The sequence below is a fragment of the Streptomyces lateritius genome, from assembly GCF_014649715.1.
Lineage (GTDB): Bacteria > Actinomycetota > Actinomycetes > Streptomycetales > Streptomycetaceae > Streptomyces > Streptomyces lateritius.
Window position 1 is genome coordinate 405,376 of the sequence record NZ_BMTO01000001.1, and the last position, 17,768, is coordinate 423,143.

Annotated in this window: 21 protein-coding genes; 15 read left to right on the top strand and 6 right to left on the bottom strand. The window is 72.9% G+C overall.

The genetic code is table 11. The annotated features are described in order from the left end of the window. Nucleotides 1-80 precede the first annotated feature (80 nt). Nucleotides 81-254 (bottom strand): hypothetical protein, encoded by a 174-nt coding sequence (locus tag IE136_RS01900; protein ID WP_189599226.1) that lies wholly within the window; start codon nt 252-254, stop codon nt 81-83. A 213-nt stretch (nt 255-467) separates the two neighbouring features. On the opposite strand from IE136_RS01900, the gene IE136_RS01905 reads away from it, so the two are divergent. The 4 genes from IE136_RS01905 to IE136_RS01920 all read left to right on the top strand — a co-directional run bounded on the left by IE136_RS01905 (nt 468) and on the right by IE136_RS01920 (nt 4,427). Next, the gene (locus IE136_RS01905) at nt 468-1,799 is read left to right on the top strand and encodes an NYN domain-containing protein (protein WP_158986453.1); all 1,332 of its coding nucleotides are present in this window, start codon (nt 468-470) and stop codon (nt 1,797-1,799) included. A gap of 37 nt (nt 1,800-1,836) precedes the next feature. After that, nucleotides 1,837-2,808: an ABC transporter ATP-binding protein gene (locus tag IE136_RS01910; RefSeq protein ID WP_189599341.1), complete on the top strand. Its 972-nt coding sequence runs from the start codon at nt 1,837-1,839 to the stop codon at nt 2,806-2,808. Nucleotides 2,809-2,917: 109 nt separating this feature from the next. Further along, entirely contained in the window at nt 2,918-3,745 is an 828-nt protein-coding gene (locus IE136_RS01915; RefSeq protein ID WP_158986451.1) for an ABC transporter permease, read from the top strand. Nucleotides 3,746-3,779: 34 nt separating this feature from the next. After that, entirely contained in the window at nt 3,780-4,427 is a 648-nt protein-coding gene (locus tag IE136_RS01920) for a DUF2567 domain-containing protein (RefSeq protein ID WP_189599227.1), read from the top strand. 197 nt (nt 4,428-4,624) lie between these two features. On the opposite strand, the gene ybaK is transcribed toward IE136_RS01920, so the two are convergent. The 4 genes from ybaK to IE136_RS01940 form a co-directional block, all read right to left on the bottom strand. Next, nucleotides 4,625-5,128 carry a Cys-tRNA(Pro) deacylase gene (ybaK, locus tag IE136_RS01925; protein ID WP_189599228.1) on the bottom strand — a complete coding sequence of 168 codons (504 nt, stop codon included), beginning with the start codon at nt 5,126-5,128 and terminating at the stop codon, nt 4,625-4,627. A 13-nt stretch (nt 5,129-5,141) separates the two neighbouring features. Continuing rightward, entirely contained in the window at nt 5,142-5,879 is a 738-nt protein-coding gene (locus IE136_RS01930) for an LON peptidase substrate-binding domain-containing protein (protein ID WP_158986445.1), read from the bottom strand. 5 nt (nt 5,880-5,884) lie between these two features. Beyond that, nucleotides 5,885-6,946, bottom strand: coding sequence for a hypothetical protein (locus IE136_RS01935; RefSeq protein ID WP_158986443.1), 1,062 nt, complete (start codon nt 6,944-6,946; stop codon nt 5,885-5,887). Nucleotides 6,947-7,087: 141 nt separating this feature from the next. Continuing rightward, entirely contained in the window at nt 7,088-8,689 is a 1,602-nt protein-coding gene (locus tag IE136_RS01940) for an oxidoreductase (RefSeq protein WP_158986441.1), read from the bottom strand. Nucleotides 8,690-8,863: 174 nt separating this feature from the next. Here IE136_RS01940 and hisD point away from each other — a divergent pair, with 174 nt between their 5' ends. From hisD to IE136_RS01990, 10 genes are all read left to right on the top strand, one after another. Beyond that, on the top strand, nt 8,864-10,204 hold the full coding sequence (hisD, locus tag IE136_RS01945; protein ID WP_158986439.1) for a histidinol dehydrogenase: 1,341 nt from the start codon (nt 8,864-8,866) through the stop codon (nt 10,202-10,204). After that, a complete protein-coding gene (locus IE136_RS01950) occupies nt 10,201-11,334 on the top strand; it encodes a histidinol-phosphate transaminase (protein ID WP_158986438.1) in 1,134 nt (377 codons plus the stop codon). The genes hisD and IE136_RS01950 overlap by 4 nt, the downstream gene beginning before the upstream one ends. Then, entirely contained in the window at nt 11,331-11,924 is a 594-nt protein-coding gene (gene hisB / locus IE136_RS01955) for an imidazoleglycerol-phosphate dehydratase HisB (protein ID WP_158986436.1), read from the top strand. The genes IE136_RS01950 and hisB overlap by 4 nt, the downstream gene beginning before the upstream one ends. 4 nt (nt 11,925-11,928) lie before the next feature. Next, entirely contained in the window at nt 11,929-12,096 is a 168-nt protein-coding gene (locus IE136_RS01960; protein WP_189599229.1) for a CG2302 family histidine operon protein, read from the top strand. Next, nucleotides 12,093-12,743, top strand: coding sequence for an imidazole glycerol phosphate synthase subunit HisH (gene hisH, locus IE136_RS01965; protein WP_158986434.1), 651 nt, complete (start codon nt 12,093-12,095; stop codon nt 12,741-12,743). The genes IE136_RS01960 and hisH overlap by 4 nt, the downstream gene beginning before the upstream one ends. Before the next feature lie 2 nt (nt 12,744-12,745). Continuing rightward, nucleotides 12,746-13,477 carry a bifunctional 1-(5-phosphoribosyl)-5-((5-phosphoribosylamino)methylideneamino)imidazole-4-carboxamide isomerase/phosphoribosylanthranilate isomerase PriA gene (priA, locus tag IE136_RS01970; protein WP_158986432.1) on the top strand — a complete coding sequence of 244 codons (732 nt, stop codon included), beginning with the start codon at nt 12,746-12,748 and terminating at the stop codon, nt 13,475-13,477. Beyond that, complete coding sequence (locus IE136_RS01975; RefSeq protein ID WP_158986430.1) at nt 13,474-13,875, top strand: RidA family protein; 402 nt, start codon at nt 13,474-13,476, stop codon at nt 13,873-13,875. Before priA ends, IE136_RS01975 begins: the two co-directional genes overlap by 4 nt. Next, the gene (hisF, locus tag IE136_RS01980; RefSeq protein WP_189599230.1) at nt 13,872-14,627 is read left to right on the top strand and encodes an imidazole glycerol phosphate synthase subunit HisF; all 756 of its coding nucleotides are present in this window, start codon (nt 13,872-13,874) and stop codon (nt 14,625-14,627) included. Before IE136_RS01975 ends, hisF begins: the two co-directional genes overlap by 4 nt. A gap of 112 nt (nt 14,628-14,739) precedes the next feature. Next, nucleotides 14,740-15,327 carry an ArsR/SmtB family transcription factor gene (locus tag IE136_RS01985; protein ID WP_158986425.1) on the top strand — a complete coding sequence of 196 codons (588 nt, stop codon included), beginning with the start codon at nt 14,740-14,742 and terminating at the stop codon, nt 15,325-15,327. Then, entirely contained in the window at nt 15,324-16,649 is a 1,326-nt protein-coding gene (locus IE136_RS01990; protein ID WP_158986423.1) for an MFS transporter, read from the top strand. Before IE136_RS01985 ends, IE136_RS01990 begins: the two co-directional genes overlap by 4 nt. An 18-nt stretch (nt 16,650-16,667) precedes the next feature. Here the strand turns inward: IE136_RS01990 and IE136_RS01995 are convergent, their stop codons facing one another. Beyond that, nucleotides 16,668-17,303, bottom strand: a complete 636-nt coding sequence (locus tag IE136_RS01995; RefSeq protein ID WP_158986421.1) for a TIGR03085 family metal-binding protein — start codon at nt 17,301-17,303, stop codon at nt 16,668-16,670. An 84-nt stretch (nt 17,304-17,387) separates the two neighbouring features. On the opposite strand from IE136_RS01995, the gene hisI reads away from it, so the two are divergent. Beyond that, on the top strand, nt 17,388-17,765 hold the full coding sequence (gene hisI, locus IE136_RS02000; RefSeq protein ID WP_158986419.1) for a phosphoribosyl-AMP cyclohydrolase: 378 nt from the start codon (nt 17,388-17,390) through the stop codon (nt 17,763-17,765). Nucleotides 17,766-17,768 lie beyond the last annotated feature (3 nt).

Genomic DNA, 17,768 nt, shown 5'->3' on the forward strand with positions numbered 1-17,768 from the left:
GCGTACGGCCGGACACGGCACACGGAAGGGGCGCGCCCGTCGTCACGGGCGCGCCCCTTGCCGTATGCGGACTGCGGCGGTCAGTTGTGGCCGAAACGCTTCTGCCGGCCCTTGCGGGCCATGTCGCCCGGGGTCACCTGCGCGGCGCGCTGCTCGGTCTGCGACTCCATCGCGGACTGTTGCGCCTGCTGGGTGCCGCGCTCGGCCGGCGACTGCTGCTTCTGGCTGCGGTTCTGGTTCTTGTTCTTGGCCATGGTGATGCCTCCTCAGGGGGAACTCGGGGCCAGGGCCGCTGTCAGATTCACATACGGTATGAAACGCCGCATGTTGGATCAATACGGACGGTAAGTGTCACGGCGGGTGACTTTCGCCACGCCGATGATCCAGTTCCGGCCGTCAACCTCCTGGCAGTCGGGCAGACTCGGAGGATTCGAAGCAACTCCCGATCCCGAGGTTCCCGAAAGAGGGTGGAACACGTGGACCGCTGCGTCGTTCTGGTGGACGCCGGCTATCTGCTGGGCGCCGCCGCGAGCCTTCTCGCCGGGGAACCGGCCCGCTCCCGGATCACCGTCGACCACGCCGCCCTCATCCAGGGACTGCGCGAACGGGCCGAGGCCGACACCGAGCAGCCGCTGCTGCGCATCTACTGGTTCGACGGCGCTCCCGACCGGGTGCCCCAGCCAGAACACCGCAGGCTCCGCGTGATGCCCCGGGTCACCGTCCGGCTGGGCGCCCTGACCCGCAGCGACGGCCGCTGGGCCCAGAAGGGCGTCGACGCGGCCATGCACGCCGAGCTCACCGAACTGGCCAGGAACCGCGCCTGCTCCGACGTCGTCCTCGTGACCGGCGACGGCGACCTCTTGCCCGGCCTGATGTCCGCCAAGGAACACGGCGTCGCCGTCCACCTCTGGGCCGTCCAGGCCGCCGACGGCGACTACAACCAGTCCGAGGACCTGGTCGCCGAGGCCGACGAGCGCCGGGTCCTCGACCGCGCCTGGATCACCCGCGCCGTCCGCGCCAAGGACCTCACCGGCGTCTGCGCGCCGCCTCCGGTTCCGCGCCCCGAGATCGCCGCCATCCTCTCCGCCCCGCTGCCCGAGTCGGCGCTCGCCGCCTCCGCCGAGCGGGCCGCCGAGGCGGCAGCGGAGACCGCCGGCGTACGGAACGGCAGCGCGGCGCGCCCCAGCGGCACCACGGCGGGGTCCGTCGCCTCCTCCGGATCCGCCCCGTCCTCGGGCTCCCCGGAGTCCACCGAGCCCTCCGCGAACGGATCGGGCGCCGGCGTCCCCGCACCGGCCGGCGGCAAGGTCGTCCCCACGCCCAAGGACCTCGCGGGACTGCGCGGGCCCGCCGCCCCCGCCCCCCAGCCGGCCGCCACCCTCCGCTGGTCCTCGGACAAGGGCTGGATCGAACGCCCCGGCGCCGGCACGCTAGGCGAGCCCGCCGAGACGGCGTCCCTGCCCACCCTCGCCCAGCTCACCAGCGCCGAGCAGCGCTGGGCCGACCGTGAGGAGGACATCACGACCGTCGGCGGCGACCCCTTCGAGGTCGGGCAGGTGTTCGCCCGCCGGTGGATGGAGCGGCTGCCCGAGCAGAGCCACGTCCAGAAGCTCTCGACGATGTACCCGCGCATCCCGCACCGCATCGACGGCGAACTACTCCGGTACGCGGCCAGGTTCGGCCTGCTCGCCCACAAGGACGACCAGATCGACGAGCACGACCGGTACGCGATCAGGGCCGGCTTCTGGCGCGAGATCGACGTCCGGGCCGCCGCGGAACACGCCCCCGCGGGGGAGTAGGCCGCGGGACCCCGTAGGCTCATCCCTCGTGAGTACGGTGTGCGTGGTGCGGGATCTGGTCAAGACGTACCCCGCCGCGCGCGGCAGGCGCGGGGTGCCCGCGACCCCCGAGATCCGCGCCACGGACGGCATCAGCCTCGAGGTGCGCGGCGGCGAGATCTTCGGCCTGCTCGGGCCCAACGGCGCCGGCAAGTCAACCCTCGTGCGCCAGCTGACCGGACTGATGCGCCCCGACTCCGGCACGGTCGAGATGCTCGGCCACGATCTCGTACGCCATCCGGAACGGGCCGCGCGGCTCCTCGCCCATCTCGGCCAGGAATCCACCGCGCTCGACGAACTGACGGTCTCGCTCGCCGCCGAGACCACCGGGCGGCTGCGCGGACTCTCCGCCCGCGACGCGCGGGCCGAGCGGGACGCGGTCCTGGAGGAGCTGGGTCTCACCGGCCTCGCCGGCCGCCCCCTGAAGAAGCTCTCCGGCGGCCAGCGGCGACTGGCCTGCGTCGCCGCCGCACTCGTCGGCGAACGGCCGGTCCTGGTCCTCGACGAGCCCACCACCGGCATGGACCCGCTCGCCCGGCGGGCCGTCTGGTCCGCCGTCGACCGGCGGCGCGCCGAACACGGCACCACCGTGCTGCTGGTCACCCACAACGTGATCGAGGCCGAGACCGTACTGGACCGGGTCGCCGTCCTCGAACGCGGCCGGGTCATCGCCTGCGACACCCCGGCCGGGCTCAAGGAACGCGTCGCCGGCGAGGTCCGCGTCGACCTGGTCTGGCGCGAACACGCGCCGCTGGAGGTCCCCGAGGTCGCCGCGCTGCGGGAGCTGGCCCAGGAGTCCGGCCGGCGCTGGACCCTCCGGCTGGCCCCGGACGAGGCCCGCGCGGCGGTCGCGGCGGTGACGGGAGGGGCGGCGTTCGCGGCCCTGGACGACTTCACGCTGGCGACGCCGAGCCTGGAGGACGTGTATCTGGCGCTGGGCGGCGCGACCGAGGGACTGGTGAAGGCGTGAGGGACCACCGACCGATCGACGGACGGCCGGCCGGCGGCGTGAGGGAGCGCGTGAGCGCGAGGGGCCCGAGCCCGAATGACTTGAGCCCGAGTGACAGGAGCAGTACGCAGTGAGCATCGTGCCCGCCGAGGCTCTGTCGACGGGGGCGCTCCCGGCCCAGGCGCGCGGTGACGAGGACGGCGCCGCGCCCCTCGCTCCCCGCGCCCGCCTGCTGCCCGCCCTCGCCGCCGTGTACCGCGCGCAGCTCTCGCGCGCCCGGGTCTCCCGTATCCCGCTGCTGTTCGTGGCGACGTTCCAGTCCGTCGGGATCATGGTCCTGATGCGCGGGGTCGTCGACGGCGGGGCGGAGGCGCGGGCCGTCGTCGCCGGCTCGGCCGTCCTCGTCGTCGCCTTCGTCGCGCTCAACCTGCTCGCCCAGTACTTCGGGCAGCTGCGGGCGGGCGGCGGCCTCGACCACTACGCCACTCTGCCGGTGCCGCCCGCGGCCGTGGTGCTCGGCGCGGCCGGGGCGTACGCCTCCTTCACGGTGCCCGGGACGGTCGTGACGGCCGTCATCGGCTCCGTGCTCTTCGGGCTTCCGCTCGGAAACCTGTGGGTCCTCGCGGCCGTCGTCCCGCTCTCGGGCGCCGCGCTCGCGGGACTCGGCGCGGCGCTCGGGCTGCTGGCGCCCCGCCAGGAGCTGGCCACGCTGCTGGGCCAGCTCGGCATGTCCGCGGCGCTGCTGCTCGGCGTGCTGCCGGCGGAGCGGCTGCCGGGACCGATCGGATGGGCGAGGGACCTGCTGCCGTCGACGTACGGCGTGGAGGCCCTGGCGAGGACCTTCGATCCGCATCCGGACTGGGCGGCGGTCGGCCTCGACCTCGCGGTGTGCGGGGCGGTCGGGGTCGTGTCGCTCGCGGTGGCGACGTGGGCGTACCGGCGGGCGGCGGTCCGCTGAGGCGGCGGGTGGGCGCACCTGGCACGATGGCGTTGTGACCGCACCTCTGACACCGCCTCACCAGCCACCTCCGCACGACTCCGACGGGTGGCCGGCGCCCTATCCTCCGCTGACCGAGTCCGACGGCGTCCCGAGCGCGGCGACGGAGCTGCTGCAGGCGGCCGTGGTGGCCGCCGTCTCGACGGTCGCCGGTGTGGGCCTGGGTCTGCTGTGGCTGTGGCTGGCGCCGCGGGTGCCGCTGATCTCGGACGGCAAGGCGGTGTTCCTGCGGCACAGCGAGGGTGAGTCGGCGATCGGGGCCGACGGCACGTTCGTGCTCCTGGCCCTCGGGTTCGGGGCGGTCGCGGCGGGTCTCGTCTTTCTCCTCCACCGGCACGGCGGCCCGGCACTGGTGCTCGCGCTCGCGGGCGGGGGTGTCCTGGGATCGCTGCTGGGGTGGGGTGTGGGGACGTTCCTCGGCCCGACGCACGACGTGGTGGCGCACGCCAAGGCGGTGGGGCCGAGCGTGGTGTTCGACGCGCCGCTGAAGCTGGAGATGTGGGCCGGGGCGATGATGGCGTGGCCGATCGCGGCCATGATCGTCCATCTGGCCCTGACGGCCCTCTTCGGCCCCCGCGACCCGGAGCCGGACTGGCCCCCGACGCCGCCGATGAGCCCGACGGGCTCCCTGCCCCAGGACTGACGGGGCCGGGGTCGACGCCCCCCTAGGGGGGTGGCTTGTGGATCTTGGCGGGATCACGGCGTCCGGCACACGCGCTCGCCGCGTTGTCGTCAGTCGTCGACGCTCCGCGCGGGTTCCATCCTCCGCCTTGCGATCGCACGCACCGGACGCCGCGGGCCCTGCCCTGCGGGCAGACGGCGCTACTTTCCGGCCACGACCTAGCCGCGGCCGATCGGGGCCAGGACCGCCGCCGTCAGGGCGGCCAGGTCCGAGGGCGACAGTTCGACCTCGAGGCCGCGGCGGCCCGCAGAGATGCAGATCGTCTCGTGGGTGGAGGCCGAGGCGTCCAGGACCGTGCGGAGGCGCTTGCGCTGGCCCAGCGGGGAGATGCCGCCGCGGACGTAGCCCGTGGTGCGCTCGGCCGCCGCCGGGTCGGCCATCGCGGCGCGCTTGCCGCCGACCGCCGAGGCGAGCGCCTTGAGGTCGAGCTGGCCGGCGACCGGGACGACCGCGACCGTCAGTTCGCCGTCGACGTCCGCGACCAGGGTCTTGAAGACCCGGTCGGGCGACACGCCGAGCGCCTCCGCCGCCTCTTCGCCGTACGAGGCCGACGCCGGGTCGTGCTCGTACACGTGGAGCGTGAACGGCGTCCCGGAGTCCGTCAGCGCCACCGTCGCCGGGGTGCCGCCCCCGTTCGCCTGCTTCTTCTGCTTCTTCGCCAACAGAACTCCTCCGTCAGTTCGGGCTCGTCGGCGCCCGCGTCAGATCCACCGCCGGAAGCGACGGCAGATGCCGCAGCACCGCCGTCTCCGCCCGCAGCAGTGTCAGTTCCTCCCGCAGCCGCGTCGCGGTGTCCGGCGCCTGCAGCAGCCGCTGCTTCGCCGGGGTGTCGAGCACCGCGGCCGCCGCGACCAGGTACGACACCACCGACGGGTCGTCCGGCAGCTCACTCGTCGTCAGCGACCGCTCCCGCGCGCCCGCCAGCCGCTTCTGGTAGTTCCGGAAGGCCCGCAGCACGCCCTCGGCGAGCGTGCCCGCCTCGTCGCCCTGCTCCTCCGGGATCTCCTCCACCTCGGCCACCAGGAACGGCCCGCTCGCGTCCACCGACAGCAGCTTCACCCGGGTCGTGCCGGTCACCATCACCTCGAAGCTGCCGTCCGCGCGCTCCCGGATCGACGCCGCGTCGGCGACGCAGCCGACCCGGTGGAATGCCTGGACGGGATCGGAGCCGAACCCCGCGGCGGGCCCCTTCTCCGGCAGCGCCGTCGGGTCCGGCATGCCCGGAGCGGTCGGCGCGACCTCGCGGCCGTCGCGGATCGCGACGACGGCGAAGCGGCGCGGCTCCGACTCGTCGGTCTTGAGCAGCTCGCGCATCATGGCGCGATAACGCTCCTCGAAGACGTTCAGGGGCAGCACGAGGCCAGGGAACAGCACCGCGTTGAGCGGAAAGAGGGGCAGGCGAGCGGTGGTCACAGCGGTCAAGCGTAATGGCCGCCGGGACCGCGTCGTCCGGCCCGCCCGTACGCGGCTCCCCGCCCGCCCCCGGGCACGGCTCCGCGCAGCGGCATAGTCCGGGCCACTTCGGTCCGTACACCGTCCCGCGCGTCCAGGAAACGCCCCAGCGGATCGGCCCCGACGAACGCCCAGGGAAAGGACGTGGCGTACGGCCCGATCCTGCGGAACTCCTCCAGCGCGTCCGGCCAGCGCCCGCGCCGGACCAGCACGCACACCAGCAGATTCCGGACCTCCGCCGGCCAGGGATCGCCCGCCGGATACTCCCGGGACAGCTGGATGCCCCGGTCCGCCGCCTCGTCGAACCGCTGCTCCTGCAGGGGCCCCGAGCCGGTGAGGAGCTGCGCGAAGGCGGCGCGTACGGGCAGGGCCTGGATCAGCGAGCCGGGCAGCGCGTCCTCGGCGGCCTGCTCGGCGAAGTCCAGGCACTCGCGGTGCGAGCCGTACCACTGGGCCGAGAGGTACTTCAGCGCGGCCACATGGCAGCCGTAGTGGTGCGGCGAGCGGCGCACGGCCTGCTCCCACAGCGACTCGAAGGCGGTGTGCGCGGCGTGCGTGCCGCGCGCGTGGTCCAGCGCCAGCCGCCAGGGCACCGGGTCGCGCGGCGACACCTCGGCGGCGGCGTCGATCAGCGGCCCGAGCTCGCGCAGCCGTTCCGCGCGCGCCGGCGACTGCCAGGCCCTGCGCACCGCCAGCTCCGCCTTGACGAGCAGCGCGTCCGGGTCGCGGGGCGCGGCGGCCAGCCACCGGGCAAGCCAGTCCTCACGGCTGTACGCGAACGTGGCGAGGCGCGCCACGTACCGGTCCCGGTTCTCCCACTCGGCGGCGTCCCGGGTCGTCGCGAGCAGCTCGGCCGCCGGCTCGTGGTCGGCGAGGGCGGCCGCCACCAGTGCCGGGGCGAGCCGTTCGTCCGGCGCGTCGAGCAGCACGTCGTCGTCCGGCGGCATGGCGGCGGCGAGCCGCGGAGCGTGCCGGACCGTGCGGGCGTTCCCGATCAGGGCGCGGAGGAATGACATGGTGCGGACCATTGAAAACCGCAGGTGAGGGCGGCGCCAGTGGGGGACTGTGAAGCTTTGGTGGCGGCGGGAAAGTTGTCCTGCACGAGGTCAAGACAGGGTAAAGAAAGCGGTGGGGGTCGAGCAGGATCGGACCCCCTTGCGACCCTCCCGTCACCCCCGCCGCAGCAGCCTCGACGCCCCCGCCGCCACCGTCGTCGCCAGCACCCATCCCAGGAGGATGAGCACCGTCGCGGCCCACTGCCAGAGGCCCTCCAGACGCCAGTAGCCGTCCTGGCCCAGGTTGATCACCGGCAGCAGCAGATCGAGCGCGTACAGCGGGGCGTTCCACCGAGGGGACTCCTCCGCCTTCAGCGGGACCGGGTCGTAGCGGGAGAACGCCACCGCACCGGCCGCCCACAGCACCGCCATCCACAGGGCCGCCCGGCCCGGCCGGTAGCCGTAGGCCACCGTCCAGTCCTGGAGGTAGCCCCACAGCTTGCCCGCCACCGGCAGCGTTTCCCGGCGCCGGCGCTGCTTGGCGAGCAGCACCACCCGGGCGTCCGCGTCCTCCCCGCTGGTGCGCAGCACCGTCGCCAGCCGTTCGTACGGCTCCGGGGCGTACTCCGGGGTCGCCGCCGCCACCCACTCCAGGCGGCGGGCCAGCGGAAAGTGGCCGTACGGCACCAGGTTCTCGTAGACGAAGCCGTTCATGGACAGACCTCCCGGGCCCGGCCAGCTGGTGGAGAGGTCGATCAGCGTCACCACCTTCGCGCCGTTGAGCACCACCCGGCCCTCCTCGGGCGGCTCCCCGTTGAACCGCAGCTCGGGCGTCACGATCCGGCGCAGCGACACCTCCTCGCGGAGCGCCCCGTTCAGCACGAACCGGGCGTAGTGCAGGTCCACCGCGTCACCGAACCGCCCGTCGTCCAGCCGCACCCCGCCGTGGCACTCGACCGGCTTGCGCCGCGCCCCGCTCATCGGGGTGTACCCGATGCCGTACGGGGGAGTGGCCGTGGCGTTCCCCGACCCTTCGTACACCCACGCCGCGTTCAGATAGAGCGAACGCTCCACCGTCAGCTGCGGCGCGTTCAACGCCCGGCGCTGCTGCGCGCCGCGCAGCACGCTGCCGCGCAGGCTCAGCGACACCCCCACCTTCGCCCCGCGCAGGCTCAGCTCCCCGTGGGCCTCGATCAGCTCCGCCTGGAGATCCTGAGCCACCACCAGGCCGTCGGCGGTGATCGCCCGGCCGCGCCGGTCCGGCCAGACCTGGATCTGGTTGATCAGGAGGTCCGTGCCGATCTGCGCGTCCGTCAGCCGTATGCCGCGCTCCACCCGGCAGCGCGGCAGGTGGAGATCGCCCTGCGTGTGCAGCCGCGCCGCCTCCAGGCGGGGTATCGCGCACTCGACCATCCGCAGCGTTCCGAAGTGCGCCTCCGGCAGCACGATCTCCTGGTCGAAACGGCAGCGGTTCATCTCCACGTACGGCCCTATCGCCCCGCCCGCCAGGTCCAGGACCCCCGTGATCCGCACCCCGCGCAGCTTGAGCGCCGCGACCCGCCCGGCCTGCGGCGACGGCCCGTCGAGCAGCAGCAGCCCCAGCACCTCGGCGCGCACACTGCGCTCGTCCCCCCACGGGTGCTGTCCGAACGGATCGTCCCGCGCCGCGTCTCCCTCGCTCAGATCACAGGTCCTGCCGATCCGGAACGCCCGCCACATGATCCGCTCGGGACCCGTGAGACCGTCCGGCATACCGTCCTCGTGCGGCTCGGTCACTGCCGCCCCCTCGCTTTCCACGAACCCGCTTCCCTGGATTCGTACAGCCGTTCTTCCCGCTGAGTGACGGACTGAACGCTAACGGTCAGCTGTGGCGACAAGACGCCACTGTGGCGCGTATCAGCCAGTGATACGGACGACCGACGCTTGTGGGGCGTCTGCGAGAATTGACCCGTGATCTCTCGTATCGACCTGCGCGGCGACGCCCTCCCCGAGGGTGGCGCACTGCGCGACCTGCTGCCCCGTGCCGAGTTCGACGTGGAAGCCGCCCTGGAGAAGGTGCGGCCCATCTGCGAGGACGTACGGCATCATGGCGCGGCCGCAGTGATCGACTACGGCGAGAAGTTCGACGGCGTCCGCGTCACCGACCTGCGCGTCCCGGCCGAGACGATCGCCCGCGCCCTCGACGAGCTGGACCCGGCCGTCCGGGCCGCCCTGGAGGAGTCCATCCGCCGGGCCAGGATCGTCCACCGCGAGCAGCGCCGCACCACCCACACCACCCAGGTCGTGCCCGGCGGTACGGTCACCGAGAAGTGGGTCCCGGTCGAGCGCGTGGGGCTCTACGTCCCCGGCGGCCGCTCCGTCTACCCCTCGTCCGTCGTCATGAACGTGGTCCCCGCCCAGGAGGCCGGCGTCGAGGGCGTCGCGATCGCGTCGCCGCCCCAGAAGGAGTTCGGCGGCCTGCCCCACCCGACGATCCTCGCCGCGTGCGCGCTGCTCGGCGTCGACGAGGTGTACGCCGCGGGCGGTGCCCAGGCCATCGCCATGTTCGCGTACGGCACCGAGGGCACCGAGGACGCGCCCGGCTGCGCTCCCGTCAACCTGGTCACCGGCCCCGGCAACATCTACGTCGCCGCCGCCAAGCGCCTCCTCAAGGGCCGCATCGGCATCGACGCCGAGGCGGGCCCGACCGAGATCGCGATCCTGGCCGACTCCACCGCCGACCCCGTCCACGTCGCGGCCGACCTCATCAGCCAGGCCGAGCACGACCCGATGGCCGCCGCCGTCCTGGTCACCGACTCCGAGGAGCTGGCCCGGGCCACCGAGGCCGAGCTGAAGACCCAGGTCGCCGCCTCCAAGCACATCGAGGACCGGATCGTCCCGGCGCTGGCCGGAAAGCAGTCCGCGATCGTCCTCGTCAGCGACCTCGAGGACGGCCTCAAGGTCGTCGACGCGTACGGCGCCGAGCACCTGGAGATCCAGACCGCCGACGCCGCCGCCCGCGCGGACCGGGTCCGCAACGCCGGCGCGATCTTCGTCGGCCCCTGGGCACCGGTCTCCCTCGGCGACTACTGCGCCGGGTCGAACCACGTCCTGCCCACCGGCGGCTGCGCCTGCCACTCCTCGGGCCTGTCCGTGCAGTCCTTCCTGCGCGGAATCCACATCGTGGACTACACCCGCGACGCCCTCGCCGATGTCACCCACCACGTGGTGACGCTCGCGGAGGCGGAGGACCTGCCCGCACACGGAGCCGCGCTCAAGGCCCGGTTCGGATGGAAGGTTCCGCAGGCATGACCGACACCGTCGACTCCCTCCGCATCGACGACCTCCCCATCCGCGACGAGCTGCGCGGCAAGTCCCCGTACGGCGCGCCGCAGCTCGAAGTCCCCGTCCAGCTCAACACCAACGAGAACCCCTACCCGCTGCCCGAGCCCCTCGTGGCCCGGATCGCGGAGCGCGTCGCCGAGGCCGCCCGCGGCCTCAACCGCTACCCCGACCGGGACGCGATCGAGCTGCGCACCGAGCTCGCCCGCTACCTCACCCGTACCGGAAAGCACCCGGTCGCCGTCGAGAACGTCTGGGCCGCCAACGGCTCCAACGAGGTCCTCCAGCAGCTGCTGCAGACCTTCGGCGGCCCCGGCCGTACGGCCATCGGCTTCGAACCCTCGTACTCGATGCACGGCCTCATCGCACGCGGCACCGGCACCGGCTGGATCTCCGGACCGCGCAACGCCGATTTCACCATCGACGTGGAGGCGGCCGAGCGGGCGATCGCCGAGCACCGTCCGGACGTCGTCTTCATCACCTCGCCCAACAACCCGACGGGCACGGCCGTCGAGGCCGAGACCGTCCTGGCGCTGTACGAGGCCGCCCAGGCCGCCAAGCCCTCGCTGGTGGTGGTCGACGAGGCGTACGTCGAGTTCAGCCACCGCGACTCGCTGCTGCCGCTGATCGAGGGCCGGCCCCACCTGGTCGTCTCCCGCACCATGTCGAAGGCCTTCGGGGCCGCCGGGCTCCGCCTCGGCTACCTCGCCGCCCACCCCGCCGTGGTCGACGCCGTGCAGCTCGTACGCCTGCCGTACCACCTCTCCGCCGTCACCCAGGCCACCGCGCTCGCCGCCCTGGAGCACACCGACACCCTCCTCGGGTACGTCGAACAGCTCAAGGCCGAGCGGGACCGCCTCGTCACCGAGTTGCGGGCGATCGGCTGCGAGGTCACCGAGTCCGACGCCAACTTCGTCCAGTTCGGCCACTTCGACGGAGCCGAGGGCTCCCACGCGGCCTGGCAGAAGATCCTCGACCGGGGCGTCCTGGTCCGGGACAACGGCGTACCGGGCTGGCTGCGGGTCACCGCCGGCACCCCCGAAGAGAACGACGCGTTCCTCGATGCGGTACGCGCTTTGAAGAAGGAGCAGAGTTCATGAGCCGCGTAGGACGGGTCGAACGCACCACCAAGGAGACCTCCGTCGTCGTCGAGATCGACCTCGACGGAACCGGCAAGGTCGACGTCGCCACCGGCGTCGGCTTCTACGACCACATGCTCGACCAGCTCGGCCGCCACGGCCTGTTCGACCTCACCGTCAAGACCGACGGCGACCTGCACATCGACTCCCACCACACCATCGAGGACACGGCCCTCGCCCTCGGCGCCGCCTTCAAGCAGGCGCTCGGCGACAAGGTCGGCATCTACCGCTTCGGCAACTGCACCGTCCCGCTGGACGAGTCGCTCGCCCAGGTGACCGTCGACCTCTCAGGCCGCCCCTACCTGGTCCACACCGAGCCCGAGAACATGGCGCCGATGATCGGCTCCTACGACACGACGATGACCCGGCACATCTTCGAGTCCTTCGTGGCGCAGGCGCAGATCGCGCTCCACATCCACGTGCCGTACGGGCGCAACGCCCACCACATCGTGGAGTGCCAGTTCAAGGCGCTCGCCCGGGCCCTGCGCTACGCCTCCGAGCGCGACCCGCGCGCGGCCGGCATCCTGCCGTCCACGAAGGGCGCCCTCTAACCCCATGACCGGCCTCTCCACCATCCTCATCGTCGTCGGGCTCTTCCTCGCCGGCGGTGTGTACTCCTTCTCCAAGCAGAAGCTGCCCAAGGGCGTGATCGCCGTCCTCGCCATCGCCTCCGTGATGTGCCTGGTCGCCGGCGTCCTGCGGATTCAGGGAATCTGGGAATGAGCGCTACCAAGCCGCAGAAGAAGGTCGTCGTCTTCGACTACGGATTCGGCAACGTCCGCTCCGCGGAGCGGGCCCTCGCCCACGTCGGCGCCGACGTCGAGATCACCCGCGACTACGACACCGCCATGAACGCCGACGGACTCCTCGTCCCCGGCGTCGGAGCCTTCTCCGCCTGTATGCAGGGCCTCAGGGCGGCGCGCGGCGAATGGATCGTCGACCGCCGCCTCTCCGGCGGCCGCCCCGTCATGGGCATCTGCGTCGGCATGCAGATCCTCTTCGCCCGTGGCATCGAGCACGGCGTGGAGACCGAGGGCCTCGACGAATGGCCCGGTACGGTCGAGCCGCTGAAGGCCCCGATCGTGCCCCACATGGGCTGGAACACGGTCGACGCACCGCAGGACAGCGAGCTGTTCGCGGGGCTCGACGCCGACGCCCGGTTCTACTTCGTGCACTCCTACGCGGTGCGCGAGTGGACCCTGGAGGTCGGCAACCCCAAGATCCGCGCCCCCAAGGTCACCTGGGCCACCCACGGCGAGCCGTTCGTCGCCGCCGTCGAGAACGGCGCCCTGTGGGCGACCCAGTTCCACCCCGAGAAGTCCGGCGACGCCGGCGCCCAGCTCCTCACCAACTGGATCGAGACCCTCTGATCATGGCTCAGAAGCTTGAACTCCTCCCCGCCGTCGACGTCCGCGACGGCCAGGCCGTCCGCCTCGTGCACGGCGAGTCCGGTACCGAAACCTCCTACGGCTCCCCGCTGGAGGCCGCCCTCGCCTGGCAGCGCTCCGGCGCCGAGTGGCTGCACCTGGTCGACCTCGACGCCGCCTTCGGCACCGGGGACAACCGGGAGCTGATCGCCGAGGTCGCCCGCGCCATGGACATCAAGGTCGAGCTGTCCGGCGGCATCCGCGACGACGCCTCGCTCGCCGCCGCCCTCGCCACCGGCTGCACCCGCGTCAACCTGGGCACCGCCGCGCTGGAGACCCCCGAGTGGGTCGCCAAGGTCATCGCCGAGCACGGTGACAAGATCGCCGTCGGCCTGGACGTCCGCGGCACGACCCTGCGCGGCCGCGGCTGGACCCGCGACGGCGGCGACCTGTACGAGACGCTGGCCCGCCTCGACTCCGAGGGCTGCGCCCGCTACGTCGTCACCGACATCGCCAAGGACGGCACGCTCCAGGGCCCCAACCTTGAGCTCCTGAAGAACGTCTGCGCCGCCACCGACAAGCCCGTCGTCGCCTCCGGCGGTGTGTCGTCCCTGGACGACCTGCGCGCGCTGTCCGGTCTCGTCCCCCAGGGCGTCGAGGGCGCGATCGTCGGAAAGGCGCTCTACGCCAAGGCGTTCACCCTGGAAGAGGCGCTGGAGGCGGTGGCTTCCGTATGACCGACTCCGTACGCAAGGTGGTGACCGGCGCTCCCTGGGAGGAGCAGTTCGGCTACTCCCGCGCGGTGGAGCTCCCGAACGGTCTGGTCCTGGTCTCCGGCTGCACCTCGATCGTCGACGGCCAGATCGCCGGCGGCGGTCCCCACGAACAGGCCGTCAACGCCTTCAACGTGGCCTTCGCCGCGCTGAAGCAGCTCGGCCTGGGCGTGGAGCACGTCGTACGGACCCGGATGTACATCACGCACGCCCGGGACGTGGACGAGGTCGGCCGCGCCCACAAGGAGCTGTTCGACGCGGTCCGCCCGGCCGCGTCCATGGTCATCGTCTCCGGTTTCGTGGACCCGAGCCTGGTCGTCGAGGTCGAGGTCGAGGCGTACCGAGGCGGTGAGACGGCATGAGTCTCGCCGTACGCGTGATCCCCTGCCTGGACGTGGACAACGGCCGGGTCGTCAAGGGCGTCAACTTCCAGAACCTGCGGGACGCCGGGGACCCGGTCGAGATGGCGAAGCTGTACGACGCCGAGGGCGCCGACGAGCTGACCTTCCTCGACATCACCGCCTCCTCCGGTAACCGGGAGACCACCTACGACGTGGTGCGCCGCACCGCCGAGCAGGTCTTCATCCCGCTCACGGTCGGCGGCGGCGTGCGCGCGGCGGAGGACGTCGACAAGCTGCTGCGCGCGGGCGCGGACAAGGTGGGCGTCAACACCGCCGCCGTCGCCCGGCCCGAGCTGATCCGTGAGATCGCGGAGCGCTTCGGCCGCCAGGTGCTGGTGCTCTCGGTCGACGCGCGCCGGACGGCGTCGGGGTCCTTCGAGGTCACCACCCACGGCGGCCGCAAGGGCACCGGCATCGACGCCGTCGAGTGGGCGCACCGGGCCGCCGAGCTGGGAGCGGGCGAGATCCTGCTCAACTCGATGGACGCGGACGGCACGAAGGACGGCTACGACACCGAGATGATCGCGGCCGTGCGGAAGCACGTGACCGTGCCGGTGATCGCGAGTGGTGGCGCGGGCAAGCTCTCCGACTTCCCGCCGGCCATCGCGGCCGGTGCCGACGCGGTGCTCGCCGCCTCCGTGTTCCACTTCGGCGACCTGCGGATCTCCCAGGTCAAGGACGCACTGCGGGGAGCGGGCCACCCGGTCCGCTGAACCTCGCGCTCGGAAAGGCCCCCAACCCGGGGGCCTTTCTCCCGACCAGATGTGCAGGATTATTTGCGCAATCGATATTGCGCAAGTTTTCCTTCGCATCTAGGGTCGGGGCATGCCCTCGCCCGACAACCGCCGGATCACCGACCTCGGCACCCTCAAGGCCATCTCGCATCCCTTGCGGATGCGTCTCTACCGCGCCCTCTTCGTGGCCCGCACCGCCACGGCCTCCCAGCTCGCCGATCAGGTCGACGAGGCCGTCTCGCTCGTCAGCTACCACCTGCGCAAGCTCGCCGACCACGGCCTCATCGAGGAGGCCGAGACCCGGTCGGCGGACGGCCGCGAACGCTGGTGGCAGCCCAGCTCCTACGGGTTCAGCATCCGGGACGAGGACGTCCGCGACGCCCCCGAGCTGCTGGCCGCGAGCGCCGCCTTCGGCCGCACCGTCGACGAACAGCGCACCGAACTCCACAGCCGCTTCCTCGACGAACGCCTGACCTGGTCCGACGAGTGGCGCTCCGCCTCCATCAGCTCCGAGTGGCTGCCCCGCCTCACCGCCGCCGAGCTCGCCGCACTCGGCGCAGAGCTCGAAGCCGTCGTCCAGAAGTACGACCAGCGGGCCCGCGCCGCCGAGAAGGCCGGAGACACGGAAGGCCGCGAGAACGTCGCCGTCCACCTCCACGGCTTCCCCTACCGCTCATGACGGCTACCGGCTCCGCCACCGGTCCGGCGGTCACCGGTCCGGCGGTCAGCGGCCCCGGGGGCAGCACCCCCGCCGCCCGCCCCGCACACCGCGACGGCAACGTCCTGCGCTGGCTCGGCGCCTACACCGCCTCCACCCTCGGCGACAGCGTCTACCACCTGGCCCTCTCCTGGGCCGCCGTGCGCGGCGGCACCCCCGCCGAGGCCGGGCTCGTCATGGCCGTCAGCGCCGTGCCACGCGCCCTGCTGATGCTCGGCGGGGGAGTGGTCGCCGACCGGTTCGGCCCCCGCCGGGTCGTCCTCGTCTCCGACACCGTCCGCTGCCTCGTCGTCCTCGGCGTGGCCGCCCTCCTGCTCCTGACCTCGCCCGGCCTGGTGGCCCTCGCCGCCCTGGCCCTCGTCTTCGGCGCGGTCGACGCCCTCTTCCTGCCCGCGGTCGGCGCCCTGCCGCCCCGGATCGCCCCGCGCGAACAGCTCGCCCGGGTCCAGGGCATGCGCGGACTCGCCTACCGCGCCGGCCTCGTCCTCGGGGCCCCGCTCGGCGGCCTCGCCGTCGCCCTCGGCGGGGCGGCCGCGGCGTTCGGGGCGGCCGGACTCCTCTTCGCGTTCTCCCTGCCACTGCTCCTGACGCTCCGGCTCACCCCGCTGCCCGGCGACACGTCGTCCCGCGACGGCACAGCCCTGCGCGACCTCGCCGACGGCCTGCGCTACATCCGCCGCCACCGGGTCCTGGGACCGCTGATGATCGTCGTCGCCCTTACCGACCTCGGCTTCGTCGGCCCCCTCAACGTCGGCCTCGCGCTCCTCGCCGACGCGCGCGGCTGGGGCGCCGCGGGCATCGGCTGGATCCTCGCCGGCTTCGGGACCGGTGCGGCAGCGGCCTCGCTGCTGCTGACCGTCCGGGGCCGGATACCGCGCGCCGGGGCCGTCATGGGATGGACCATCACCCTCGGCGCGGGCTCGATCGCCGCCCTCGCGTACGTACCGCTGCTGCCAGTGGCCGTCGCCGTGTCGCTCTCCGTCGGCCTGCTCGCCGGCCTCAGCGGCGCCCTGTGCGGCGCGCTCACCCAGACCGAGTGCGACCCCGCCTACCTCGGCCGGGTGACGGCCGTGTCCAGCTTCTTCAGCCTGGGCGTCGCCCCTCTGAGCTTTCCTTTCACCGGCGCCGCCGTGGGCCTGTGGGGACTCGGGCCGGTGTTTGTCGCCAGCGCGGCGATCTGCGTGACCGGGGGCGTGTACGGACTCTGCGTAGGGCCCCTGCGGCGCGCGGAACTGCCCGGCGCCCCTCGTACGCCCCGTACGGCGACGCAGGGGGCGTCATAGGGCCCGCCCGCGCGCCGTCTAGATCCCCAGCTGCTTCGTCCGATGGAGCCGCTCGATCGCGTCCTGCTCCCCGTCCAGCTCCACCTTCGCCGCGTCCTGGCGGCCGAAGACGAACATCGTCAGCTCGCCCGGCTCCCCGGAGACCGTCACCACCGGGGTGCCGCGGTGCGCCACCGCCGTCTGGCCGTTGGGACGGCGCAGGACCAGACCCACCGGGGCCCGGCGGCCGAGCAGGCGGGCGCCCTTCTCCAGCCGGGACCAGAGGGCCTCCGAGAAGACCGGGTCCAGCTCGCGCGGCGACCAGTCGGGCTGGGCGCGGCGGACGTCCTCGGCATGGACGTAGAACTCCACGATGTTCGCCCCCTCGTCCACCTGCTTGATGGTGAACGGCGACATCCGCGGCGGGCCCGTACGGATGAGCTGGATCAGCTCCTCGTACGGCTTCTCGGCGAATTCGGCCTGCACCCGGTCGAGCCGGGCCTTCAGCGCGGGCACCAGCGTCCCGGCCGCCGCGTCCGGACGGCGCTCACGCACCACCACATGGGCCGCGAGGTCCCGGGTCCGCCAGTCCTCGCAGAGCGTCGGAGCGTCGGGCCCGGCGGCCTCCAACAGATCGGCGAGCAGAAGGCGTTCACGCTTGGCATGGGTCGACATGTCCGCCAGCGTACGACCGGGGAGACCGGTCCGCCCAGTGGACGCTCCGCCGGACACCCGCCGCTTCCACGGCACAATGGCCCCATGACCAGCACGCCCGGCCCGCCCCGCACGTCCAGCGCTCTCGACCCGGCCATCGCCGCCCGCCTCAGGCGCGGCCCGGACGGCCTCGTCCCGGCCGTCGCCCAGCAGTACGACACCGGTGAGGTGCTGATGCTCGGCTGGATGGACGACGAGGCCCTGCACCGCACCCTCACCACCGGCCGCTGCACCTACTGGTCGCGCAGCCGTCAGGAGTACTGGGTCAAGGGCGACACCTCGGGCCACTTCCAGCACGTCAAGTCCGTCGCCCTCGACTGCGACGCCGACACCGTGCTCGTCAAGGTCGACCAGGTCGGCGCCGCCTGCCACACCGGCGCCCGCACCTGTTTCGACGCCGACGTGCTCCCGCTCTCCCAGTAAGGT